The organism is Ectothiorhodosinus mongolicus (genome assembly GCF_022406875.1).
In the GTDB taxonomy this organism is placed as follows: domain Bacteria; phylum Pseudomonadota; class Gammaproteobacteria; order Ectothiorhodospirales; family Ectothiorhodospiraceae; genus Ectothiorhodospira; species Ectothiorhodospira mongolica.
Genome location: NZ_CP023018.1, coordinates 35575 through 60602, shown reverse-complemented (window position 1 = coordinate 60602; position 25028 = coordinate 35575). Strand labels below are relative to the sequence as shown.

Sequence of the window (25028 nt, the reverse complement as noted above, 5' to 3'; positions counted from 1 at the left end):
CCAAAATGGGGCTTGCGAAACAGATACACACTAATGTTAACCTTAGTAAAATACTCAGGAATAGCCCCCAGGTCCCAATGAGCTTCCCGAAACTGCCTAATACTGCCAATGTTATCCGCTTTGATAACAGCTATGCTCGCTTGCCGGAGGCCTTTTATACCCGCACCCCGCCGACACCGGTAAGTCAGCCAGTATTGCATCGATTAAACCGCGGTTTATGCGAAGAACTGGGCATTGATGCCGAGGCCTTAACCACTGAACAGTGGGCACAGGTGTTGGGCGGCAACGTCTTGCTACCCGGCTCAGAACCTTTGGCGATGGCCTATGCCGGTCATCAGTTTGGGCATTTCGTGCCGCGTTTGGGGGATGGCCGTGCGGTGCTCTTGGGTGAGACGATGGATGCCGAGGGACAGCGCTATGATATTCACCTGAAAGGCTCGGGGCCCACCCCCTTCTCGCGCGCCGGTGATGGCCGCGCCGCCTTGGGCCCGGTGTTGCGCGAGTACTTGGTGAGTGAAGCCATGCATGCGCTGGGCGTGCCGACCAGCCGCGCTTTGGCTGCTGTCGGTACGGGTGAGGTGGTCTACCGCGAGGAACGCTTGCCCGGGGCGGTATTAACGCGCGTTGCCCACAGCCATATCCGCGTCGGCACCTTTCAATACTTTGCGATGGGCGGTGATCAGGACTCATTAAAGCTGCTGGCCGATCATGTGATTGCGCGTCACGCTCCAGATTTGGCTGAGGCACCAGAGCCCTACTGGGCCCTGCTGTCCTGGGCGATTGAACGCCAAGCACGTTTGGTGGCGCATTGGATGAGTCTTGGATTCATCCATGGGGTAATGAATACGGACAATATGGCGATTAGCGGACAAACCATCGATTACGGTCCCTGCGCCTTTATGGATCACTACCATCCCAACACGGTCTTCAGCGCCATCGATCAGCGCGGGCGCTATGCCTTTGCCAATCAGCCGGAGATGGCGCAGTGGAATCTAGCCCGCTTTGCCGAATGCGTGCTGCCTTTGGGGGGCATGGAGTCGGATGAGGCGGTGGAGCGAGCTGTAGCGTTGTTGCAGGCCTTCTCGCAACAAATCGAACAGCTTTGGTTGGAGCGCATGATCGCTAAGTTGGGGATGCGTACCGAAGAGGCCAATGATTTAACCCTACTCCGGGAACTACTGGAGATCATGGCGCGTGAAAGTGTGGATTACACCCTGTTCTTCCGGCTATTGAGTCATTTGCCCGTATCGCCGGACAAGCGCCCAGAGTTGCGGGCTTTGTGTGAACACCCAGCGGCCATCGATAATTGGTTGTCGCTTTGGGAAACGCGCCTATCACGTGAGACTCAAGACCCTGACGAGCTCAGCCGACGTTTGTGTGCGATCAATCCTGCGGTGATTCCGCGTAATCATCAGGTCGAAAAAGCGTTAAATGCGGCAATTTATGAAGCCGATTTTGCGGTCTTTGAGCAACTCTTGGCGGTCATCACTCAGCCCTTTACCGAAACCGCTGAACACGCTTCTTACATGCAACCACCCAAGCCTGAAGAACGTGTGCTCAACACCTTTTGTGGTACCTAGCAGGCCGCTCGAGGCATAAGAGGCTGCGCCGCGGCAAAAGTCATCCAAGCGCCCAACGCCCCCTGAATTCGGGTTTTGGGCACGAGCAGCTCAGCATTGGGATAGCCCGCCGCCAAAAGCGCGGCAGCCTCGGCCACGGAGGGTGTGCCCAGTTTTTGTGCCACCCGTGTGGCCGGATGCGGAACGCTCACTTGGGACAAAGCCGCGGCACTAAACGGCACCAAGGTCACTTGCGATTGCGCCACCAAGGCCCGCAGACCCTCTGAGTTCAGGCGTTTATCAACCACCGCCAGCACCACAGCAGCGCCCGGCGCTATGCCCAGTTGGCCCTGAAATTGCGCTAGCCCAGCGCGCAACTCCGCGACACTCGCTCCAGCTTGAAAGCCCAAACCCAGGGCAAGCGGACGAATGGGGTCAGACCCATTTGGGCTAATGGGGTCTGACCCCATCATGGCTGCTGATCCAAGCGATGAGCCAGACCGCTGGCACGCGCCACGCGTCGCTTTAATGCGCTTTGCAGGACCTCACTACTGCCCGGCTCTACCAAACTCAAGCGTTGACTGGCGCGAGTAATACCGGTGTACACCAGCTCACGGGTCAATACCGGTGAGGGGTGCTCTGGTAAAACCAGCATGGTATGCGCGAATTCTGAGCCCTGTGCCTTGTGCACTGTCAGAGCATAAACGCTTTCCACTGACTGCAGCCGCGCTGGGGAAACCCACAAAACCCCACCCTCAAGCTCAGGGCGCAAAAAGGCCACGCGCAGTCTGAGTTCATCTGTGTCCTTCTCAGGGACCATTAAGACAACGCCGATATCACCATTCATCACGCCCAACACATGATCGTTTCGAGTCACCAAGATAGGGCGACCTTCATACCAGCCCTCTTTGGCGTCAATAAAACTGGCCACATAAAGCAGCTCGGCGATGTGTCGATTCAGACCCTCGACCCCGCGTGTTCCCTGACGCACAGCTGCTAATATTTGGAACTGTTGGTGGGTCTGTAAGACCTCTTTCGCCCAGCGCTGGTACTCTGAATCTGCACTGTTCGGGGCAGGCCTTTGCTTTTTGAGTTGCAGTAAATAGGCGCCATATCCGCCAGATGGAACGATGCTGCACAGCTGTTGGGAAAAATATTGATCATGCAGGGTATCCAGGCGTTGCCGATCCAGATCTTCTCGATCCTGTTGGAAAATCTCCTCTACCGCCGGCGCATCACCCTGATTCACAGCATTGGCCAGAAGGCTGATGCCGCTGTCTGCAGTAAAACGATAGCTATGACGCAGAGTGACTACGCGCTCGCACAGAGTCGGCCGCTGGCTCTCATAAAGCTCGGCTAACACGGCACCGGCCTCCACTGAAGCCAGCTGGTCTTTATCCCCCAACAGGACTAAGCGCGCCTGCGCAGGCAGCGCCTGCAATAAATCCGCCATCATCTCTAAATCCACCATTGAGGCTTCATCCACTATCAGGATCTCAACGGGCAACTGTCGTTCAGCGTTGTAGTGCGGTTGACGTTTACCTAAGCGGCGCCCCAAAAGCCGATGCAATGTGTCCACTTGCAGAGGGATAGCGGCTTTAATGCGCTCGGGGTCTTGGATTTGCCCGAGGTCTAGCTCATCCAGCCGCTGTGCCAAAGAGTCTGTAAGTCGGGCTGCGGCCTTGCCTGAGGGGGCACATAAGCGGATGCGCGGTAGGCTGTCCTCAGGGTGTTGCTGGGCATGAACGCTTAAAAGCAGCGCTAGGAGCTTGAGCACGGTACTGGTTTTGCCAGTACCTGGTCCACCGGTAATCAAACAAAAACGCGACTGGGCAGCGGTGACACAGGCGCGCATTTGGTCGGCTTTACCTAGATCCTCGTCTTGAGCACTGAATAAGCGCGCTGCAGTGTCTGTCAAAAGCGCGGCATCAACGCCTTCTAAGGGCGCCAAGCGTTTCAATAAATGCTCGGCCAACAACGCCTCGGCATGATCATAACGGCGTAAATAGACGCGTTGAACGCGACAGATCAAGGGTGCGCCTAAAGACAATAATGGAGGATATTGCAACGCCTGTTGCCACTGGCCGAGAGTCAGCGCCTGCACCAAGGCTTCGGGGCGGCAAACACCCTCATCGTCGTGATGGTTATCGTTAGGCATCCCCAAAACCGCAGACGGGTCATCCATCAATGCCGCCAGATCTAAGCACACATGGCCTCGCCCAACTTGATGACTGCACAAAGCGGCAGCCAATAGCGCCAGTGACGGGGCATCTTCTAGTGTATCAGCCAGTAAGCGCGCTAAAGCCACATCAATGGCGCGCAGCCACCCGGCCTCTCGCCACTGAATTAACAGCTTCAGCATCCGATCTGAGTTCTGCAACGCTTGTGCCGGGGCGATCAAGGTATTTTGTGACGTGTTCATGCGCCCTCCCCCGCTTGACCGTCAAACCAACGATCCAAGGTATCGATCAAGATCTGCGGTGGACACTCGCTATAAATGCCATAGCCCGGCTCTCCCGCGCCGCGCAAAAATACATAGACCGCGCCGCCCATATGCTTGGCATAGTCATAATCGGGTAAGCGCTGCTTCAGCAGGCGATGCAAAGCCAGAAGATAGAGCACGAACTGCAGGTCATAGCGAGATTTCGCCATCGCCCTGCCCATACTCTCATGATCATAACTACGATGATCAGGGCCCAGATAATTAGACTTATAGTCGGCGATGTAATACCGCCCTTGATGCTCGAACACCAAGTCGATGAAGCCTTTGAGCCGGCCATTGAGCGCTTGGGGCTTGAGTCGTGGCCTGGCCAGGCCGTTGAGCGTATGTTCGCGGACCAAGCGGTCCAATGCGTCGACATCCACTCGTGTCGTGCCTACCCAAAACTCCAGCTCTGGCAGGGTTTGCCCCAGCTCGGCCAAACAAGGCCCACACCCGGTCAGCCCGTGTAGCGGCCAAGGCGCCCGCAGCAAACGCATCAACCAATCCTGCAGCGGATCAATCCACTGGCTCCAGCCGCGACGTTGACAGCGCCGTGCCACAGTATCGCGCAAACGCTCAGGCTCGCGGGCCAGCGACGCAAACCCCTCATGCGCCATCCATTCCAGTAATTCATGCAGCATATTGCCGGCCATGGCGCCGCGGTGAAACGCGTGGATACTGCCCGGAGCCGGCTTTTGTTGTGGCGTATCAGGGATGTTCTCGGTGAGCTCCTCCCAGAGCCGGTCAGCCCGCGGCGAATCCTCATCCACCGCTGTTTTTGGCGCGTGCACACTCAGCGCCGAATAACTGGTGATACGCCAATCCTGGCGTAACACAGGCCGAGACAGGCGCGGCTCGCCAAGAGTTTGAGTTTGCTGTTGATAGCTAAAGCTTTGCTCATCCACCGTCACTGGCAACAGACTCATCGATGTCGACTCGGTGCACAAGGTCTGCACGCGCTCGCCTTGCAGCGACGCATCGGCGCTACAGCCCAAAAGGTAGTTCAGCGCACTCGTGGCCGTCTCCTTGAGCGGCGCCATGCCCACCCAAGTGGCGAATTCCGCGCGCGTCAAAGCCACATACAGTTTGCGCAGGTCTTCGGCCAAGCGCTCGCGCTCCACCCGTTGCGCCAATTCTTCATTCCAAGAAAAGCTGAGCTGGGTTTGACCGTTATGGTCGTGATAGCTCCAGGGGGGGCGTTTTTCGTTGACCTTACGAACTCCGGCGGCAAATGGCAAAAACACCAGCGGATACTGCAGGCCTTTGGATTTATGCACGGTGACGACCTTGAGCAGGTGTTCATCGCTCTCTAGCCGCATTTGCCAGGCACCGCTGCGCCCCGGCTCTTGTGCCGCAGCGATTTCCTCCGCCAAGTGGCGCAGTAGAGCCCACTCACCCTCGAGCAACGCACTGGCTTCTTGTAGCAATTCCGCCAGATGCAAAACATCGGTCAGCAAGCGCTCGCCGCCGCCATCTTTTTCTGCCAAGAGGCGCGCGGGCAACGCAAAGTCCTGAATAAAATGTCGCAGCAAGGGCAGCACGCCTTGGCGCTGCCAGAGCATCTGATAGCCCTGAAATTGCAACAGGCGTTGTTCGCCGACCTGTGCCTCTTGATGCACGGCATCAAGCTCGGACCAGCTGAGCTTCAGGGTGCTGGTGGCCAAGGCCGAAGAAACGGCCGACACATTAAACGGATCAGCGCAGGCCGTCAGCCACAATTGCATATCGCGCGCCGCTTGTGTGGCATAGACGGATTCGCGATCAGATAGATACACACTGCGCACCCCGCGGCGACGCAGGGCCCGGCGCATAGCATGGGCCTCATCCCGATTATTGACCAAGACGGCGATATCCCCGGGCATCACCGGTGCGAAGGCCTCCCCCAAAAAGCCCGCTTGGCCTTGTTGCCCCAGATTTAGTAGCTCGACGATGTGCGTGGCGCAGACATCTGCGATCTGATCTTGATAGGCCTCCTTGCTCCAGCCTGAGGTTTTGCCCTCCTTGGGGGGTAAGGCCCAAAACGACAGAGCGGGGCTGGCAGCACCCTTGACCATCCACTGCCGCGCCTGCCCCTGGGCTTCGACCCGCTGAAAAGGAATGGGACTGGTACCACGACCGCCAAATAAAAACGCGCCTAGAGTTTGCTGTTCATCGGCATGGGTAAACAAATCATTGACGGTCTTAACCATTTCCTCGCTGGAGCGGTAGTTACGATCCAAGGTATAGATCTGACCGGCACAATCGCGTCGCGCCTGCAGATAGGTATGGATATCGGCGCCGCGAAACCCATAAATAGCCTGTTTGGGATCGCCGATGAGCAACAGTGCCGTCTCAAGCATGCTGCTTTGGCCGTCCTCACCCATCCCGCTGGGGCTATTAGAATCGCCATAGATCGCCGCAAAAATGGCGTATTGCTGCGGATCGGTATCTTGGAACTCATCCACCAAGGCAATCGGAAACTGCTGACGGATGCGTTGCGCTAGGGTCTGACCCCGTTTTTCATACAAGGCTTGGCGCAGGCGCTTGAGGAAGTCATCAAATCCTAAAAGGCCGCGCTGTCTTTTGACCTCCTCGAAGCGCGTCAGGACCCAGCGCGCGGCGTGCTGCAGCAGGCGCTGATTGAGCTGCTGCTGTTCGCGCTCGATCTCATCTAATGCTTCTTGGAGGTGCACCACGCCTTGAAGGGCGGGATGGGTGAGCAAGGGGTGCTCTTGGGTTGCATTTTTCTTCCAGGCCGTGCCGATGCCATCGAGCGTCAGCGTTCGCCAAAAACTGCTGTCGGCTTTGATATTGGGGAGGATTTGTTCGGGGTCATGGGCCCAAGCCTTGAGCTCGGCCATCCACACGGGATAAGAGCCGCTGCGCAGTCGAGCCCCGTTGGTCAGCCCCCGCTGGGCTGCATCATCGATAGCCCGATGCAGGTCCAAGGCCCACTGCTGCCATGGCGCTTTAATCGCAGCTAGGACCGCCAGTCGCTGGGCACGAACGCTTTGCAGCATGGCGCTGGGCTCTTGTTCTTCCTCATCCAGTAAATCGGCGTGCTTGAGAAGGCCCTTGAGGGCTTTTTCTAAGGCATCCGGGTCTTTCCAATGGCTGACCCACTCCTGTGCCAAGGTCTGATCCAAGGCAAAACCATGGATACGCCAGTAATCGCGCACCAAAGAGCGCATTAATAGGCTGGTGTCTTCTTCTAGGGTTTGTTGAAACAGGCTGTTACTACCGAAAGCATGCTGCCGCAGCATGCGGTAGCACCAAGAGTGGATGGTGGATATCGCCGCCAAGTCCATACTGTCGGCCGCCCACTGCAGGCGCTGCGCACAGGCCGGCCATAGATCGGCGGCATATTCGGCGCGGATATCCAGCAGGCTTTGATCAAACCCATCGCTATCATGAGCGCCTGCAGCAAAACACTGCGCCGCTTCAACCAAGCGCGCCCGGATGCGATCGCGCAACTCCTCGGTGGCGGCCTCGGTAAACGTCACCACGAGGATCTCTTCGGGCAGATAGGTGCGCCCAGCCTGAGGCAATTCGCCATGACCAAGGATTAAGCGCACATAAAGGCTGGCGATGGTGAAAGTCTTACCAGTGCCGGCACTGGCTTCAATCAACACATTGCCACGCATCGGCAGACTCAAGGCCTCGAGTGGCCGGGCTTGTTCGGCGGACTGACTCATGAGGCGCTCCAAGTGGCGTGATCCAGCAGCGGCCGCAATAAACGCTCTGCCAGCTGGGTAAACATGCTCCCCTCTAAGATTCGTTGCCCATGCAACAAGGCCTCGATATTGGGGTAGGCCCTGGCCAAATAGGCGTCGCGCTCAACGCGCCCCACCGCGCCATAGATACCCGCGCTTCCCTCATATTGTTTGGTGACGTCCTTGATCTGTGGTTGATACAAATACCCCAGTGCTGTGGGCACATCCAAAGGTAAGGGCTGAGTCATGCCCTGTTGATAAGCTGTGAGCCAGGCCTTGAGATGGCTCAGGGCCACATTGCGCTCAAGTACAGGCAGGCTAACAAGCACTGCCTCAGCGCCCAGCAAGTAACTCGGCATGGTCTCACCCACGGCCTGCAGCGCCAGGTGCGTCATCCAGTCGGGCACGACGCTGGATTGCAGCTGCTTTTGTTTATCATTCAATAGCCGACTGGTATGCAGAACGATTCGGCTGCGTTGTCCCAAAGCATCAATATGAATGCCGCCAAGTTCGTCGTGCAGGCCCGGCGTATCGTCAATGGAAATGACGATACGATCAGGGCTGAGCGGCCCACAGTGTTGCAGCAACTCCTGATACACGCTGAGCACAGCACTGCTTTGGGTCGAAAGCTCCTCGGTTTGTAAGGCTGAAAAACCACCTGGAGATAAAGCCCCACTGCGAACGAAGCGCGCCAATATGTCCTTGTCGACCAAAGCTACTTCCGCATCGCCATCGATGCGCTTTTGCTGCGCAGTAAAAAGCTCTTGTTGCAGCTGCCAGCGACGCAGGGAGCGAATCGCAAATGGCTCATCATCCTCTACCGCCAACTCTTGCGGATCGAGGCGGGCTTTGAGTCGGCGCAGGAAGAATGTCTTCACCGGCGCTTTCGCAAATTCGCGCAGCTCGGCCAGATCCAAAGGCCCCTCGCGCTGCCACTCGGGCAGTGGCACATCGGCTTTTGGCGTCGGCATATTTTCGGGATACCACTGTGCTGCATAGGTAAGCAGGTAAGGATGGTTTTGCACATAGGCGGGACTAAATGCCTGCAGCGGATGTTCGACGCATAAGTCCTCAAAATGGGTTTCTGCGGCAAAGCGACGCGCCGACTTAATGTGGTCTTGTAACTGGCGCACTAACACCGAGGGCGGCTTGGGTGTGTTATCGGTGATGCTTCGGCCCACCCAAGAAATGTGCAGATGCTCGCGCGCCGACAACAATGCCTCGAGAAACAAATAACGATCATCCTCACGCCGCGAGCGATCTCCAGGGCGGTATTCGCGTGCCATCAGATCAAAATCTAAGGGCACGCGGCTGCGCGGATAATCGGCATCATTCATGCCCAGTAAATACATGCGGCGAAAAGGAATAGCGCGCATCGGCATCAACGTCGCAAAACTCACCGCCCCTCCCATAAAGCGTTGACTCAGACCTTGAGGCTCAAGCGCCATCAGTAAATGTTCGCGCACGATATCCAAATTCAATGACTCGGTGAACTCAGCGTCTTGAGCTTGTTGTTGCCAGCGCTCGATAGCGCTTTGCAGCTGCAATACCGCGAGCTCTTCGTCTTGGCCTAGGGGGGCAAAAAAATCCAAGAGCATGGCTTGTAAAGTCTCCGCCCAAGCATCGACACAACGCGGCTGACGCAGGCTCTGCCAAAGCCCATCAAGCGCCTCAAGCAGCTCCGCCAAAGGCCCCAGCACGCTGGCCTCCAGACCGCCAATATCCGGAAAAGCCTGAATGCCCTGCCAATCCTCCGGGGCATCGCCAACCGCATAGCCCAATAACAAGCGACGCAAACCAAACACCCAGGTATGAATATCGGCAACGTCGCCGGCAATGGGCACACCCAAGGATTCTCGCTGTAGGGCATGCAGGCCCCAATGCACATGCGCGGCTTGGGCCCAATGTAAAAGCCGCGGCGCCTCTTCGGGCGCAAGGCCAAAGCGCCGACAAACGGCAGGCAACTCGAGGATGGCAGCCACCTCACTTAAACTAAAGCGCGCTTGCGGCAGGCTGAGTAGCCACTCCAATGCCGCGATCATCGGCTGGCTCTGGCTGGGCGACTGATCGGCGATGCTAAAGGGTATATAGCGCGAATCTTTATTGTCATAAAGCCCAAACACGGCGCGAATCGCCGGTGCGTAGGCAGTGATATCTGGCACCATCACGATCACATCCCGCGGGCTTAGATCCGAATTCTCGTTAAACGCCGCGAGCAGCTGATCATGCAGCACCTCGACCTCGCGCAGTGCGCTGTGGGCGCTGTGAAAGACAATCGAGCGATCCTTGTGCGCATCCAAGGGCGGCCAATGCATTTTTGCTTCATCGGGCGGGCGCAACTCCAAAATATCCGCTTGGATCTGTCCCAATAGCGACGCCTTCTCAGGCTCATCCCACAATTCCAGCTTATGCCCAAACCCCGCCATCAAAGACTCGGCCTGAGCCCGGTCGGCAGCAGATTCTTTGTCCATCAACAAGCGAATGTAGTCGCGCCCTTGGCGGCCCCAGCTGGCCAGCAAAGGCTGAGTTTGTCGATAGAGATTTTCGCCATCAGCGGCACTTAGGGCGCGACCACCTTCTTGGCGGATGAGATCGGCCTCAGGCAAGCTATCGATCCAATACGCGCGGCAGGGGTTATGAATCCCTACAACCACCTGACACCAACGGCTGAGCGCGCTCAGCACCTCTAAGGACTGCAGCGGCAGACTGGATAAGCCAAATACCAAGATACGCCGCGGCAGATTGGGCGGGCGCTCACTGTCAGCAGCCTTGGCCATGTGCGCCATAAACCGTGCGTGAATCGCTGCGCGCCCCGTCGATGAATCGTTTTCAGCTTGCAAGGCCCGCCACACATGCGCCTGCCATTGATCCTCAGGGCCCAGAGCTTGGCGAGCGCCGTGTTGATCCAAGAGCACATCCTCACCCTGCTCCCAAGCGGTCAACCAATCAGCCCGATACACCTGATATTGATCGAATAAATCGGCTAGCTGCTGCGCCAGCTGAAAGCGCTTACGCTGATCAAGATCTTCTTGGAGATAGGCCGCTAGCGGCGCAAAGGCCGGCTGATCTGCCCATTGTGATAACAGCTGCATCAGGCGCCACAGCAGCACCGGCTTATCCATGGGCGATTCTTCTGGCACGGCCTCGCCACCCAGCACGCTTCGATACACCTGCCAGATAAACCGTGAGGGCAGCAACACCTCAAGCCCCGCAGCAATCCCAAGACCTGCCCGATCGCTGCCGTCATCGCGTCGCGCCAAAGCAATTTTCAGCCACTGGGCGATGCCATTGCTTTGACAGAGCACGGTTTCGGTTTCCAAAGGCGCCAAGGGCTGGGCGCGTATCAAATCGATCATCAGATCACGCAGGCGCTCGGATTGGTTGCTGTGCACCAGCAACATCCCCGATTTAATCTCCACTGACCCCATCTAAAAACCCCGTTGTCGATGTTCCCAACATTATTCACAGCCAAGCGACAAACCATGTCGTTTATCATTGGGCTTTTGGCATGGACTCGCCCACAGGCATAATAAGCCACATGCGCCAAATCTTTTTAATCGGCATCGGTGCCGGTGATCCCCAGCATCTCACCTTGCAGGCCATAGAAGCCATGCAAGCCGTCGATGTGTTCTTTTTTCTCGACAAACGCGAAGAAACTCACGATTTAATCGCCGCCCGCCAAGCGCTTTTTCAGCGGCATGCCCGCCCTGATGCGCAAGCGATGGTCCTAAATGATCCACCGCGCGCCCAAAGCCCGAATTACCACCAAGATGTGCAACATTGGCATGAACAGCGCGCCGAGCGTTTAGAAGAGGCCCTAATGACCTCGCTATCGGAGAGCGGCGTGGGCGCCCTGTTGGTTTGGGGCGAGCCCAGTATTTATGACAGCGCGATGCGGCTGATGCGCCAGATCGAGGCGCGCGGCCAGTGCGCGATCCAAACCCAAGTCATCCCCGGCATCAGCAGCATCCAAGCCCTAGCTGCCGCATTTGCCGAGCCGCTGAATCGCATCGGTGAGCCCATCCACATCACCACAGGCCGAGCCTTAAAAGCAGGTTTTCCTGCCGATTTGGATGCCGTGGTGGTGATGCTAGATGGAGAATGCAGCTTCACCCACGTGATGCAGCCAGAGATGGAGATTTTTTGGGGCGCCTATTTGGGCACGCCCGATCAGCTCTTGATCCAGGGCCCAGTGATGCAGGTGGCCGATGAGATTATCACCACGCGCCAGCAAGCTCGCGCCCGCCATGGCTGGATTATGGATACCTATTTGCTGCGTCGCCCACTCAGGTTAAAGGCTTGATATAAAACTGCAGGGCTTTGGGAGACTCGGCCGCTTCATCCAGATCCTGCCAGGCCAGTGACATCTGTAGATCCGGGCGCGCAGTATAGCCATAGCGCTGCCAAATCGGATCCAAAGCCTGATAATCCGCTGGCCGCCGCGGGTGGTTTTCGGGACGCAGCACCGAAGCCAAACAACTGTATTTCAGACCCAACTCCTTGGCACGCGCCTCGCGGGCCTCAAAGCAGCCGCGATAAAGGCCATGACCCCGGTAAGCCGGCAAAATAATCGTCTCGGCACAGTAAAAATAATCTTTGGCGGCCAGACCCGCGGCGTGGAAGGGGCTGGTGAACTCGGGCGTCTCATCGGCCAAAGGTAAACCTGTGGAAGCACCGACCAAGGTGTCACCGTCTAATAACAGTACGGCGATGCTGCGCGGACTATCCACATAGATCTGCAAATACTGGGCTTCGTAAGCCAAGTTACCTTCGTACAGGTAAGGGAATTCGCGAAACACTGTGATGCGCAGCTGAGCCAGTGACGAAAGCCAAGCGCCTATCGCCTGGCCATAAATGGTTTTCACCTCAAGCTCGCTCATTCAGTACTCACACTCTCGCCGCCATACGCGATAAAATAACCCATCTTTCAACGGAGTCATACGCATGTCAGTTATCTCGCGCTTTGCCGGTCTTGTCGCTGCCGCTGCTTTACTGATCATAACCGCGCCCGCCTGGGCTCAGCAGCAACTCGGCGACCTACCGAACAATGTCACCACCACCGAGCATGGCGACTGGATTTTGCTGTGCGCCGAAACGCCCGATGGACAGCGCTGTGAAATGGTGCAAACCCTTTCCCAACGGGACAACGGTCGAGAACAGCGCTTGGTACAAACCAACATCGGTATCACGCCCAACGGCCAACGCCTGCTGCAAATCGTTATGCCTTTAGGGATTGACCTGCGCTCCGGTATTGCCATAACCATAGACGAGGGCGAGGAAATCCAGCTGCCCTACCAAACCTGTCTGCCCGATGGATGTTTGGTGTTATTCCCTTTGGATGACACTTGGTTTAACCGCATGCGCGCCGGTAACGAACTGCGCATTGGCTTTCGCGGCTTTGGCCAGTCCGAGGTTTTAGTGATCGAGAAATCGCTGCGCGGTTTCACCGCCGCCAGTAACGGATTGCGCTAAGCCACAGAAGGGGGGGGTCGGCCGAAAACCGTCGATCCCCCTTCCACAGGCTTCCTATCACCCTCAAGCCAGACCTCGGCCCTTAGGCCGCGGCTTGCACCCGCTGGGTCAACTGCTGGAAGTTGCTCAAAGAAATTAGGTGCGCATAAATCCAGCCGAGAAAACCCGAATCAAACAAGCTGTGGATATCCTCTGGCGAGAGCTTGCGCAGAGCTTGTTCATCCACCACCTCGAACTGACCCAGGACCATCTCATCGCTGCTACCGGCTAGCGTGATGCGCGCGCTCATGGGCTGCAGCAGTCCCAGATCTTTTAAGCGCTGACCAAACTCGCGGGTTTTCTGAAAGTGGATGTGATACTGCTGCATGAACTCAGTGGCACGCTTTAAGTAATCACTCTCCTCGCCTTCCTTAGTAAACAGCGCCTCACCCTGCTTTTTGTTCAAAGCCGATTCCTCCACACAAATCATCAGTTGATCGGCATCTTCCGGGCGGTTGGCCAAAACAAAGGGGTAGCGGCGCACGAATGCCGGCAAATAGGCATCGGCCCACTTACCCTCGCTATCAACGAACAGGTTTTCCTGGTCGCGGATACCTAACACAGCCACCGGCACCACCGCATCCTCGCTGCTGGTAAAGACGATAGGGTAATTCTTTAAGGCTTCAAAAAATTCCATCCCGGCTAGCACTACCGAATTGGTTTTGGCGGCGAACTTGTAGTCGCTAGGCCCTTTGACTTTATGACCCTTGTGGGTTTCACGATTGAGGGCAACGGGGCGCTCATAAAACAATAACATCGACATAAATAACTCCTTAGCTATATCGCTTAAAATGCATTTAAATGAAACTCACAACGCAGCCCCGATGGAATGCGCTGTTCGGGGTTGTCTAATTTCAAACGCAAGCGGAACGTGTTACTACCAGGATCGATCACCCGGTCCACATTGATGAGTTCGACTTCATGGATTTCTTCGAGGTGATGCACGGTGATGGAGTGTTTTTGTCCGAGAGCAAACTGCCCATAACTCTCCAGTGGCATCACCACCTCGATAAACAAAGGATCCAGGCGCATAAGGCGAAATACTTGATCGTTATTGATCAAATCGCCGGTGTTTTTTAAGCGTTCAACGACTACGCCGTCGATGGGACTGCGGATCTCGCGCAAAGCCAGACGTTCCCGACGCTCGCGCAGTTCAGCTCTAGCCAATTGTAGCTCGGTGGCAATCTCATCCAATTCCTGCTCGGACATCAAGCGCCGCTCGCGAAAATCCTCGGTGCGGCTCACCCGGCGCTGGGCAAAACTCTCACGGGTACGCTGATAGTCCACCGAAGCGCGCTCGACACCATCATTAAGCCGCGCCAGAACCTGGCCTCGGGTCACGACATCCGAGCGATCTACGCGTACATCGGTTAAGAATCCCTCCGAGGCCACACCCACATGCACATCCACCGAAGGCTCCAATAGACAGCTCAAAGCCGCGGCCTGGGCACCGATAGGCAACCACAGCACCATACCCAAGGCAGAAAACCACCAACGCATTTGCTTACTCCATTCGTCCGGAAAATGACAAAGACCGACGCAGCTTAAACTCAGCGCGCAACAGCCGTGCTCGGATGCGTCGATGTTGGCGCTCCACGCGGATTTGCGCCAAACGGTAATACACCCGGGCTGACCATTGCACGACCGCCCGTTCAGGCCACTGACGCAAACCCGTGCGCAAGACATCGCGCACCGGCGCCCAAAAATGTTTTACCAGCTCATCATCCAGCGAACTGATCTCCTCCCAAGAACCCGGCTCGCCTTGACGCCCACAACGGCCGATTAGCTGTCGGTCGATACGCCGATTCTCATGCCGCTCGGTCAGTATGACATGCAGCCCCCCGGCAGTGGCGACCTCGGCGGATAATTTAATGTCCGTACCCCGGCCCGCCATATTGGTGGCGATGGTCACCTGCCCCTCCTGCCCGGCGCGCGCCACAATATTGGCCTCGGCTTCAGCCTCATCTTGGCGGGCATGCAATACCTGATGTACTACGCCTGCCTCATGTAAATACGCCGATAAGCGGTCGGCATTAGCAATCGACTGAGTGCCGACCAACACCGGGCGCTGCTGGGTCAATAGCGTTTGGATGCGTTGCACCACCCTCTCCCACTTCTGTTCCGCATCCGCACAGACAAAACGGCCTAGGCATCGACGCTGACTGGGGCGATGCGGCGGTACGCGCACCACCGAGACTTTGTAGACACCGCGCATCTCACGCCCCACCTCACGCACCGTGCCTGACATCCCCGCCAGGCGCAGATAGCGTTGGAAAAATAACTGGAAACTGATCTTCGCCAAAGTCAGACGCGGCGGTGACAGCGGCACGTCCTCTTTAATCTCGATGAGTTGGTGCATGCCGCGCTCCCAAGAACGATCCGGCATGCTACGTCCCGTGTGTTCATCGACGATGACAATTTTTTCATCCGCGACAATGTAATGCTGATCGCGGTTGAATAAATACAAGGCCGACAAGGCTTGCAGCACCGCTTCCTCGCGCCGATAGGTGTTGCGCCACAAACCGCTCATGTCCGTGGCTGCTGCCTCAAGATAAGCCCGCCCACCGCGTGTCAAATCAAAGCTGCGCACGTCCGGGTCGCGCAAAAAATGCGCCTCGGGCTCGAGCTGGCGCGCCAACTCCATGGCCTGCCGATAAAACGCCTCCTCGCTCTCACTATCGCCCACCGCGGAGATAATCAAAGGCGTGCGTGCCTCATCAATCAACACGCTATCCGCCTCATCCACCACCACATATTGCAGCCCCGGCAACAACACATTGCGCTGCCAACGTCCCGTGAAACTATCCATAAACATGTGCAGGGGTCGTACCCTAGCTTGCATGGCGATGCGGTCCTTGAGGTAATCAAAGGTGAGGGTCTTGCCGGTGCAGTAGGTGATGTCACAGGCATAAGCGGCTTGGCGCTCGGGCGGCTCGCTGTCCTCGCGCACCACCGAACAGCTCAGACCCAGCCCCGCAAATAAGGGGCTCATCTGCTCACAATCGCGCTCAGCCAAGTAATTATTCACGGTCACGACTTGCACTTGGTAACCCGATAACGCCATCACCGCCGCCGGTAGGGTCGCGGTCAAGGTTTTGCCCTCACCCGTGTCCATCTCCACCAATAAGCCTTGCGTCAAGAGATAGCCGCCACGCAGCTGCACTGGATAATGCGCTAGCCCCAAAATCTCGACCGACTTAAGACGCACATGCGCAAACGCCCGCGCCAGCAAGCTATCTAAAGGTCCATCACGGCGCAAGGCGTAACGCAAAGACTGCAGGTCTTCGGCTAGGGCATTGGCCTCTAGACCCTTGAGTTCTTGTTCAGCATCGAGCACCGCTGCCGCAAAACGTCGCTGTCGCCATGAAGCGCCTACTGACCAGCGGCGCAAGAAACTGGCGCTGCGGTCCCAAACGCGATCCAAAAAGCGCCGCTCCTCCCACTCCATACGTTGGGGATAACGCGTGCCGCGAGCCAGTAAAGCAAACATCAGATCAAGAACCGCTCGGCAAACACATCGCGCACCACCCGATAGATCTGCCGCCCCAAGGGCTCGGGGCTATGCGCAAAACGAACATGCACGCGCTGACCCAAAAACGCCGATATGGGTTCGGGGTCATCCAGGGTTAATTCCAGCACAAACAGTTGCTGGAGTGCCCGCGGCATGCCTTCACTGTCGGGCTGGGGATTGACACCAATGCGCCCGCCGCCTTGCAGAGACAAAGCCATACTAGGCAGCTCATCGGTAGCGGCTGGCACTTCACGCACCAGCCGAGCTGAGTGCAGACGACCCGGTGTATCGGCCGCTTGTAAGGACACCTTGCGCAGATCTTCGCGCACGCGGTTGGCATCGCGCTGCGGGACCACCACCATCAAGGTAAAGCGCTCAGGATCCACTACATACCCCATGATGTCGCCGCGTTGCCAAAACCGGCCCACAAAGTCCCGACGCGAAGCCAAAACAAAGCGACCGGCATGCGGGCTAAGCACCTCGAGATTGGCCAAACGGCGCTGCAAATCAGCAATCGATGCCTCGGTGTATGCCAGCTCTTCACGGATGTTCATCGCCAGCACGCGATCTTGGCGATCCGCCCGCGCCAGATCCGCCAAATGCTCATCGCGCTTGGCCTGTAGCTCGGCTAAAGCCATATCCAATAATTCATCTTCACAGACCACCAAAGGCTGACCGCGCATCACAGGTCCCGGATTGGCCAGCACTTGTAACCCAAAACAACTGGCTGGGGCGCGCAGTTGTGAGCGCTCCGACATCCAAGTCACCCCCTCCACAGCGGTGGCTGCTGGCAGCGGCACAAGCAATATCAAATAAGCCATGACCAACACAAAGCCGGTGCTGGCCGAGACCAAGCGGCCCCGCTTTTCAGCCAAAGCCGGATCAAACCAAGCGGCTTTAAGGCTTTTACCCAGCGGCAACACCAGCATCATGTAGATCGCCCAAGCGGCCAGCAACATGCCAATGAAAAAAAGCTGCTGCGCCACGAACAAGACGATCACCGTGACAATAAACATCCGATATAAAAAAGACAGCACCGAATAAGAAAACAGCCATGGCGCCTCGCCATGTTCGGTTTCCGGGGGATTCAGGTGCTTTTTCGCCCTAAGGACATACTTTTTCAGCACATGCCCAAAATAGCGGTTGGATTTTTGCCCCAGATTCGGAATCTCCAACCAATCCGAGAGCATGTAATACCCATCGAGGCGCAAAAGCGGGTTGATGTTGAACAACAGCGTACTCACCCCCGCCACCAAAACCACCTCATGCAAAAAGACGCGCATCAATCCCGGCTCCGCCATGGTCCACAGCCACAGCGCCACCGAGGCAATCGCCAACTCAATCATCATCCCGGCTCCGCCCACCAAGATGCGCTGATACTTATTCAAAAATGCCGTGGCATGACTGGCATCGACATAGGGAATCGGCATGAGCACCAACAGCATCATGCCCATCTCATGACATTGCCCTCCAAAAAGCTTGATGGCGATGCCATGACCGATCTCGTGGATGGCTTTGAGCAGCGGAAAAACAATCAGCAGCATCAACACATATTCGGGCGTGAAGATAAGGCGCGTGATGTCGGCGGTAATATCCCCCCAATGACGCAGCGTCAGGAACAGCCCCATGCCCACCAAGGCCAGCCAAACCAAGAGCATCCAGGGCAAGGCCCAGCGCGGGAATAAGGGCATCAGCCGCGTCAAAAACCGATCTGGATCGATCAGCGGGAAGCGCAAGGCCATGGGGTTAGCGATGTATTGCTTGAGGCGCTGCTTCCAGTTGCGCTCGCGCCGCTCCTCTAGCTCTTCGATATCCGGCAAGCGATTCGAGACCAGCACATTGGCCTGATGCAGCTGCCCTAACAGGTGGATTACATCATCTTGGCTGGGCGCCTCCTCGCCCAAAGCCTCGCATGCATGCTGCCAAATCTCCTCAAGGGGTCGTACCCCATCAATTAGAGCCACCACATGGTAGGCGGCTGGGTTTAGCCTCAGGAACTTACCGCTGCCGAGATCCTGGACTAAGTGCCAGACCTCACCGCGATACACGTGGCGAAAGACGCGCGCCTGGGTACGCAGACGCGGCACCGCATCGGCCACTCGATACCAGGAAGTGGAGAATAGATCCGACATGCTTAAAAACCCAACCAGCGCCAACGCTGCAGGCGCAGCCAGTGACGCATATCCCGGGTCCAAATCCAGATCAATCGCTCACGGCGCACATCGATCTTAGCCACGCCGCGCATCCCCGGTCGCATGGCCTCACTGTGTTCATACAGCCGGCCCTCGACACGAAAACGGTTCTTGCCATCACCCGGCTCTGAGACCGGGGTCACCAAGCTCACATCAAAGGTGAACTTCTGTTCGGGAAACGCCTTGAGGACCAGACTCCCTCGCTGACCCTCGAGCACTTCAGCGATATCGCCCTCATCAACCTCGACCACGACGCGATAATCGGCCACGGGCGCCAACTCAAACAAAGAGGCACCGCGCTGCACCGGCCGGCCCAGATCTTGCGATAAATCTCCCGCGGTAATCACCGCCGCAAATGGCGCGACGATGGCGGTGCGCTCGAGCAGGATACGTGCCATGTCCATCTGCGCCTCCGCTTGGCGCATCTGTGCCTCGGCCACCTGTGCACCCGCAGAATCGCGCCTTCCCTGAGCGGAGCGCATCTCGCGTTCAAACTGCGCCCGTTGACTCGACCAGCGCAGATACTCCAAGCGCAAATCCCGATCATCCAAGCTCGCTAGCACTGTGCCCTCATCAACCACCTGCCCGGCGCGATAAAATGACTCGGCCACAAAGCCATCAAACGGCGCAGAGATCGTGCGATGCACGGTGCCTTCAAGGCCCGCCTCGGCAGAGACACGAAACTGACCATGCGCAAAGGTAAAAAACAACGCCAACAACAAAAAACCCGAGAGCAAGAGCTTGCGCCCCAAGTAACGCGGCCCAAACAAGCGATGTAAAGCCCGCGAACCCGACCGCCGCAGCATCCCCCAAGTCGATAAATCAGCCAGCTCGCGCTCTAACAATACCCGCCCGACCACCGCCGCCAAGCCCTCGGCCAAGCCCACCGTATCGGTACTGGGGGCCTCAACCCACTCAAAACACAGTGCCCCACAATGGCCCGATTCAATAAAAAACGGCACAGTCAACGCCGCTTCATTGCCATGATCGCGCAGCAGCGCTTCATGCGCCCGCACCGTGGCCAAAGTCTCTGCATCTGCGGGCACCATGAGACGGCTGCCTTGATCGGTGGCCTCGTTCATGGCCGCCTCTAGCGCCAGGGTTAAATCGATTTTCTTGGCAAAGTCTGCGGCTGAGGACATGGCCTGCAGGCGCACTCTTTTGCCTTTAAGCGTGCCCAAAGAGATGCGGTCACACCCCAGCTTAATGGCCGCCTCAGACAACACCGCCTGAAACGCCTCACGGGGTTTTTCCTCGGCATGCCCCGAGAGCATCAGGTCTAATAGGAGTAACAGCCGCTCATTAAGCTCACCACCGCCTTCTTGGCGCGGCTGTGTCGAGGGGTGCGCCAATAACCAACCTAAACCCAAATACGCCCAGGTGCGCGCGGATTCGGCGATCTGGGACTGCTCAAAGCCAATCCCTAAAACGCCCAGCATGTCATAGCCGCGCTGCACGGGAATGGCCATAAACGCTCGTCCCTCCACCGACCGGGTAATCGGCCGACGCATTTCCAAGACCTGTTCACAGCTTTGCTGCAGGGCCTCGCTACAGGGGCTTTTGTGGGGCCAACTGGCCACTGGCGCAAAAGGGCCTTGATTGGCCGGCCCCAGCACCAAAGCCATCTCCGCCACGCCGTCCATATTGTCGGCGAGCAGGCTCAGCCAGGCAGCATAAAAGACTGCCTCAGACTCCTCCTGCAGCAGCCGCAACCAGGCCTGCTGGCGCGAGGCCTTCAGGGGCTGAACGGTGCTGCTCATGGAGATGGCATCAAAGGTTTATAACTTGATTTCACCAAACTTCTGTTCGTATTGATCCAAACCCATCTTCAGCAACAAAGCAAAGCGTTTGGCGGCATGCGGGGTCAGCATCACCCGATTCGAGACCTTAATGGTCACCTCACCACCGGGCTTGGGCTGTAGCGTTTGATTGGAGCCAAACACCAAGGAGATTTCCTCGCGGGTTCCCATGACATTACAGACATTGGCATACACCGACTGCATATCACTCTCATCCCAATGGATCTTGGGCTGATTGCCCAGCGTCTCAGCGGTCGCCACTTCGGGTTTTACTTTCACACTGCTTTTTTCAGTCATTCGGTTTCACATCCTCAGATCAGTTATTTAACTGCAATATTTCAGGTTAATTCTGAGCTATTCCCAGATTGGCATCAATCTCAATATTGATGAGTTTTAGGAAGCCATCACCTACGTCGCGCACCAACAGTCCCAGAGATAATGACCCACTAAAATCTGCTGGCGGCCGACCCGTTAAGATTCGCATGCCATCAACATCGGCAATCTGTAGCCAGCTAGGCAAAGCCTGACCATCAGAGAGGTTGGCGGACCACAGCTCGGCCCCACCCAAAATATTCTCCAACGAGGCCTGGAATGGCACATTAGGCCGCAGCTGCAGCGACAAAGGCGCCGCCAAACCATCGGTATTATCCGCAGCAGATCCCACCACCCAGGCACCGCCTATCGGACGCGGCATACTGCCGAGGCGACCACCAAACACCCCGGTCCAAGGCTGTAGAGGCATAGAGTAATTGCCTCCCGGAATGATAGCGCCGCGATCGGCGCCTTGGCTCATCAATGCCGTACTCGCCCCCTCAGGTGCCGAGTTGCGCGCCACAGCCCCGGTACCCAAGGCCGCATCCGAGCCATGCAGGCCGCGGAAGAAGGTCTCCGGGATTTGCAGCGGCATGGTCGAGACATAAACATTGCCACCAATGGGCATCAGAGGAATGGGCAAATCATCATAGGTGGTTGAGAAGAAGCGATACTGAGGAATCAACCCGCCCAATCGCGACAGATCATTCAGTGGATTGTTGTCGTAAATCACCCAACCCGAAGAGGCCGAGATAGCACTTGCCCCTAAAGTATTGCGGAACGCCCCACCCGCCGCCAAAACCACATTCTGCGGTGAGTTACCTGGACCGGCCACTACGCCGCCGCCCACAGTCAGGTCACCCTCAGCGCGAATCCAAATATTGTTGCCAACGACGCCGACAGGCAGTGACAAGTCCCCGCGGTTGGCAAACTGAACCACACCACCTACATCAAGAGCCACAAACTCAGCGACATCATTGGCGCCTTCACTAAACAAACGAGCGGCATTTAAGCTCACGGGGTTCTGCGGATGAGCTAGGCGCACATCACCACCAGAGGCCTCATCGATAGTGAGTCTCTTAGCAGTCACCCCCGCCCCATTGGCGCTCATCAAGATATCGCCATCAGCAAAGAGCAATACATTACCCGTGCTGCGCGATCCAGTACTGATCGCATTCATCAAGGAAAGCATGCCGGGATCAGAACCAGCGGCCTCCAGTACCAGATCAATATCACCACCATTGGTGGTAATACCCGCCAAGGGACCAATATCGATGCCAGCCACGGTTAGTGTGCCTAAGTCACCAACAGTCAACGATCCGCTGCTGACAAATTCAAGGCCATCGCCAGACACAGTCACTGAGCCGGCAAACACATCAATCTCATTGTCACCCAGTAATAAAATTGCGTCTCGAGCTTTCGCTCCCAGCCGATTAGCCTGAATCTTGGCGAAAGGACCGTCACCCGAGGGCCCGCTGTGAAGAGATTCAACACCTCCTCCGTCAGACACGATATAAACATTTGCTGTACCGGCATTGATATCTTCGGCAAGTCGCAAATCACCGCCTGCCCAAACCCGAATATCATTTGAGTTCGAATCAAATCCCGAAATGCCGTCTAAGGTTGTTATTTTAAGTGCACCTTGATTTCGAAAGCTGATGCCTGAATTTGTCGTTGTTGCCGCCATTTCTTCAATGGAGTTATCAGCATCATTGAGCTCGATGCCGCCATCAACATCTAAACGCAACCGGCCAACTAAGATTGGCGAACCATTCGCCTGTGTTAAATCCCCTCCATCCAAGGTCACGAATATCATCTTTTCGGCAGTTTCAGCCTTAAGGCCACTTAATACTGAATCATCGACCGTTGAAACTTGCCCCGAATCTCCCATCTCGGAGACGGTTACCGCCACATCTCCTACGATCAGCCCATTGGTCTCTGTAATGAAGAGCGAACTGGTCGCCGCCAGTGCGCTGATCGTGTCCACGCTGGTGGTGAGGTGACGGTCGCTGGCGCCGATCGCGCCCTCGGCCTGCAGGCGCAGGTTCGTGGCGGTCACGTTCATCGTGCTGCCCGCAGCGTTGATGATCGACGCACCAGATACCAGGCTCACATCGTCAGCGGTAACATTGCCCACCGTGAGATCGCCATCTGCCGCCAAACGCGCGCTGCTGCCGCTGGCGGTCACGCTGCTGTTGCCAGCCATCGTCAAAGCGCCCGTAACTGCATTGAAGCTTATCGTGCCGGGTGCACCCGTCACCACATCAACTTCTTCATTAAGGTTAATGTTGTTTTCGGCCCTTAGCGTGAGGTGACCTGTGTCTGACAGGATATCCGCGTTGGACTCGATGGAACCGTCCATGGCACGGATGAGCACGTTGCCGGTACCGTTGGCACTGACAGCAATACCGTCATCGTCGTGCCCATCCTTCAGGGTAATATCTCCCAGGGTGGCCACCAGCACGATGTCACCATCGTCACCGGTAGTCAGATCGGATTGCAGGGCGTCGGCCACTTCCGTGGTGCTGGCATTAGCGTCGAAGTCACGCACCGTTACTGCCACAGAATCCACCGTCACGCCGTTGGTTTCGGTCACAAAGATCGAACCGGTAGAAGCCAGAGCGCTGATCGTGTCCGCATTGGTGGTCAGATGACGGCCTGCAACACCGATGGAATCTTGTGCCTGCAGCCGAAGGTTCGTGGCGGTGACGTTCTTGATGCTGTCAGCGGCATTAATAATGGCTCCGCCAGAAACCAAGCTGACGTTAGAAGCCGTGACATTACCCACCGTGAGATCGCCATCTGCCGCCAAACGCGCGCTGCTGCCGCTGGCGGTCACGTTGCTGTTGCCAGCCATCGTCAAAGCGCCCCCAACCGCATTGATGCTAATAGTACCTAAGCTGGCTGTGACTACATCTACGTTGGCACCCAGACTTATCCCCTCACCTGCGCGCAGCGTGATATCACCAGAGCCGCTGAGTATGTCCGCACCGGCATTAGCCGTCAGACTGCCCGCCGTAGCCTCAAGACGGACAGAGCCGCTGCCGTCCGCACTTACCGCTTGCCCCGCGTTCGTCGCGGTACCGTCATTGAGCACGATGTCGCCCAGGGTGGCCACCAGCACGATGTCACCATCGTCACCGGTAGTCAGATCGGATTGCAGGGCGTCGGCCACTTCCGTGGTGCTGGCATTAGCGTTGAAGTCACGCACCGTTACTGCCACAGAATCCACCGTCACGCCGTTGGCTTCGGTCACGAAGATCGAACCGGTCGCCGCCAGTGCGCTGACCGTGTCCACGCTGGTGGTGAGGTGACTGTCGCTGGCGCCGATCGCGCCCTCGGCCTGCAGGCGCAGGTTCGTGGCGGTCACGTTCATCTCGCTGCCTGCAGCGTTGATGATCGCACCGTTCCCAGACACCAGACTGACGTTGGTGGCCTGCACATTGCCCACCGTCAGATTGCCATCTGCCGCCAAACGCGCGCTGCTGCCGCTGGCGGTCACGTTGCTGTTGCCAGCCATCGTCAAAGCGCCCCCAACCGCATTGATGCTAATAGTACCTAAGCTGGCTGTGACTACATCTACGTTGGCACCCAGACTTATCCCCTCACCTGCGCGCAGCGTGATATCACCAGAGCCGCTGAGTATGTCCGCACCGGCATTAGCCGTCAGACTGCCCGCCGTAGCCTCAAGACGGACAGAGCCGCTGCCGTCCGCACTTACCGCTTGCCCCGCGTTCGTCGCGGTACCGTCATTGAGCACGATGTCGCCCAGGGTGGCCACCAGCACGATGTCACCATCGTCACCGGTAGTCAGATCGGATTGCAGGGCGTCGGCCACTTCCGTGGTGCTGGCATTAGCGTTGAAGTCACGCACCGTTACTGCCACAGAATCCACCGTCACGCCGTTGGCTTCGGTCACGAAGATCGAACCGGTCGCCGCCAGTGCGCTGACCGTGTCCACGCTGGTGGT

At 57.1% G+C, this 25028-nt stretch carries 15 protein-coding genes; 3 read left to right on the top strand and 12 right to left on the bottom strand.

The genetic code is table 11. From position 1 onward, the window contains the following. Nucleotides 1-77: 77 nt before the first annotated feature. Nucleotides 78-1580 (top strand): protein adenylyltransferase SelO, encoded by a 1503-nt coding sequence (locus CKX93_RS00095; RefSeq protein WP_076754176.1) that lies wholly within the window; start codon nt 78-80, stop codon nt 1578-1580. On the opposite strand, the gene CKX93_RS00090 is transcribed toward CKX93_RS00095, so the two are convergent. Genes CKX93_RS00090 through recC form a run of 4 tightly spaced genes read right to left on the bottom strand, consistent with a single transcriptional unit; the run spans nt 1577 to nt 11161 of the window. Continuing rightward, nucleotides 1577-2032, bottom strand: coding sequence for a cobalamin biosynthesis protein (locus CKX93_RS00090; protein WP_084178574.1), 456 nt, complete (start codon nt 2030-2032; stop codon nt 1577-1579). The genes CKX93_RS00095 and CKX93_RS00090 overlap by 4 nt on opposite strands. Next, a complete protein-coding gene (gene recD, locus CKX93_RS00085) occupies nt 2029-3981 on the bottom strand; it encodes an exodeoxyribonuclease V subunit alpha (RefSeq protein WP_076754175.1) in 1953 nt (650 codons plus the stop codon). Before recD ends, CKX93_RS00090 begins: the two co-directional genes overlap by 4 nt. Beyond that, nucleotides 3978-7715, bottom strand: a complete 3738-nt coding sequence (gene recB, locus CKX93_RS00080; protein ID WP_076754173.1) for an exodeoxyribonuclease V subunit beta — start codon at nt 7713-7715, stop codon at nt 3978-3980. The genes recD and recB overlap by 4 nt, the downstream gene beginning before the upstream one ends. Further along, the gene (gene recC, locus CKX93_RS00075) at nt 7712-11161 is read right to left on the bottom strand and encodes an exodeoxyribonuclease V subunit gamma (RefSeq protein ID WP_076754171.1); all 3450 of its coding nucleotides are present in this window, start codon (nt 11159-11161) and stop codon (nt 7712-7714) included. The genes recB and recC overlap by 4 nt, the downstream gene beginning before the upstream one ends. Nucleotides 11162-11271: 110 nt before the next feature. On the opposite strand from recC, the gene cobF reads away from it, so the two are divergent. Beyond that, complete coding sequence (gene cobF, locus CKX93_RS00070) at nt 11272-12036, top strand: precorrin-6A synthase (deacetylating) (protein WP_076754169.1); 765 nt, start codon at nt 11272-11274, stop codon at nt 12034-12036. On the opposite strand, the gene CKX93_RS00065 is transcribed toward cobF, so the two are convergent. Next, nucleotides 12020-12613, bottom strand: a complete 594-nt coding sequence (locus CKX93_RS00065) for a GNAT family N-acetyltransferase (RefSeq protein WP_076754168.1) — start codon at nt 12611-12613, stop codon at nt 12020-12022. The genes cobF and CKX93_RS00065 overlap by 17 nt on opposite strands. A gap of 64 nt (nt 12614-12677) precedes the next feature. Here CKX93_RS00065 and CKX93_RS00060 point away from each other — a divergent pair, with 64 nt between their 5' ends. Continuing rightward, a complete protein-coding gene (locus CKX93_RS00060; protein ID WP_076754166.1) occupies nt 12678-13205 on the top strand; it encodes an invasion associated locus B family protein in 528 nt (175 codons plus the stop codon). 82 nt (nt 13206-13287) lie between these two features. Here CKX93_RS00060 and CKX93_RS00055 read toward each other — a convergent pair whose 3' ends face one another. The 7 genes from CKX93_RS00055 to CKX93_RS00025 all read right to left on the bottom strand — a co-directional run. Beyond that, a complete protein-coding gene (locus tag CKX93_RS00055) occupies nt 13288-14007 on the bottom strand; it encodes a SapC family protein (RefSeq protein ID WP_076754165.1) in 720 nt (239 codons plus the stop codon). 23 nt (nt 14008-14030) lie between these two features. Further along, nucleotides 14031-14744: an efflux RND transporter periplasmic adaptor subunit gene (locus CKX93_RS00050; RefSeq protein ID WP_084178573.1), complete on the bottom strand. Its 714-nt coding sequence runs from the start codon at nt 14742-14744 to the stop codon at nt 14031-14033. A gap of 4 nt (nt 14745-14748) precedes the next feature. Further along, nucleotides 14749-16734, bottom strand: a complete 1986-nt coding sequence (locus CKX93_RS00045; RefSeq protein ID WP_076754163.1) for a preprotein translocase subunit SecA — start codon at nt 16732-16734, stop codon at nt 14749-14751. After that, nucleotides 16734-18887 (bottom strand): PqqD family peptide modification chaperone, encoded by a 2154-nt coding sequence (locus tag CKX93_RS00040; protein WP_076754161.1) that lies wholly within the window; start codon nt 18885-18887, stop codon nt 16734-16736. Before CKX93_RS00040 ends, CKX93_RS00045 begins: the two co-directional genes overlap by 1 nt. A 2-nt stretch (nt 18888-18889) precedes the next feature. Beyond that, a complete protein-coding gene (locus CKX93_RS00035) occupies nt 18890-20707 on the bottom strand; it encodes an efflux RND transporter periplasmic adaptor subunit (RefSeq protein ID WP_076754159.1) in 1818 nt (605 codons plus the stop codon). A gap of 18 nt (nt 20708-20725) precedes the next feature. Then, nucleotides 20726-21043 (bottom strand): DUF3467 domain-containing protein, encoded by a 318-nt coding sequence (locus tag CKX93_RS00030; protein WP_084178572.1) that lies wholly within the window; start codon nt 21041-21043, stop codon nt 20726-20728. A 46-nt stretch (nt 21044-21089) separates the two neighbouring features. Continuing rightward, nucleotides 21090-25028 (bottom strand): beta strand repeat-containing protein (locus CKX93_RS00025; RefSeq protein WP_240076660.1); only part of this gene is annotated, 3939 nt, incomplete at its 5' end.

Excerpts from the sequence above, each read along its gene's own strand:
- CKX93_RS00095 (WP_076754176.1), top strand. The coding sequence starts at position 78 with ATGAGCTTCCCGAAACTGCCTAATACTGCCAATGTTATCCGCTTTGAT.
- CKX93_RS00090 (WP_084178574.1), bottom strand. The coding sequence starts at position 2,032 with ATGATGGGGTCAGACCCCATTAGCCCAAATGGGTCTGACCCCATTCGT.
- recD (WP_076754175.1), bottom strand. The coding sequence starts at position 3,981 with ATGAACACGTCACAAAATACCTTGATCGCCCCGGCACAAGCGTTGCAG.
- recB (WP_076754173.1), bottom strand. The coding sequence starts at position 7,715 with ATGAGTCAGTCCGCCGAACAAGCCCGGCCACTCGAGGCCTTGAGTCTG.
- recC (WP_076754171.1), bottom strand. The coding sequence starts at position 11,161 with ATGGGGTCAGTGGAGATTAAATCGGGGATGTTGCTGGTGCACAGCAAC.
- cobF (WP_076754169.1), top strand. The coding sequence starts at position 11,272 with ATGCGCCAAATCTTTTTAATCGGCATCGGTGCCGGTGATCCCCAGCAT.
- CKX93_RS00065 (WP_076754168.1), bottom strand. The coding sequence starts at position 12,613 with ATGAGCGAGCTTGAGGTGAAAACCATTTATGGCCAGGCGATAGGCGCT.
- CKX93_RS00060 (WP_076754166.1), top strand. The coding sequence starts at position 12,678 with ATGTCAGTTATCTCGCGCTTTGCCGGTCTTGTCGCTGCCGCTGCTTTA.
- CKX93_RS00055 (WP_076754165.1), bottom strand. The coding sequence starts at position 14,007 with ATGTCGATGTTATTGTTTTATGAGCGCCCCGTTGCCCTCAATCGTGAA.
- CKX93_RS00050 (WP_084178573.1), bottom strand. The coding sequence starts at position 14,744 with ATGCGTTGGTGGTTTTCTGCCTTGGGTATGGTGCTGTGGTTGCCTATC.
- CKX93_RS00045 (WP_076754163.1), bottom strand. The coding sequence starts at position 16,734 with ATGTTTGCTTTACTGGCTCGCGGCACGCGTTATCCCCAACGTATGGAG.
- CKX93_RS00040 (WP_076754161.1), bottom strand. The coding sequence starts at position 18,887 with ATGTCGGATCTATTCTCCACTTCCTGGTATCGAGTGGCCGATGCGGTG.
- CKX93_RS00035 (WP_076754159.1), bottom strand. The coding sequence starts at position 20,707 with ATGAGCAGCACCGTTCAGCCCCTGAAGGCCTCGCGCCAGCAGGCCTGG.
- CKX93_RS00030 (WP_084178572.1), bottom strand. The coding sequence starts at position 21,043 with ATGACTGAAAAAAGCAGTGTGAAAGTAAAACCCGAAGTGGCGACCGCT.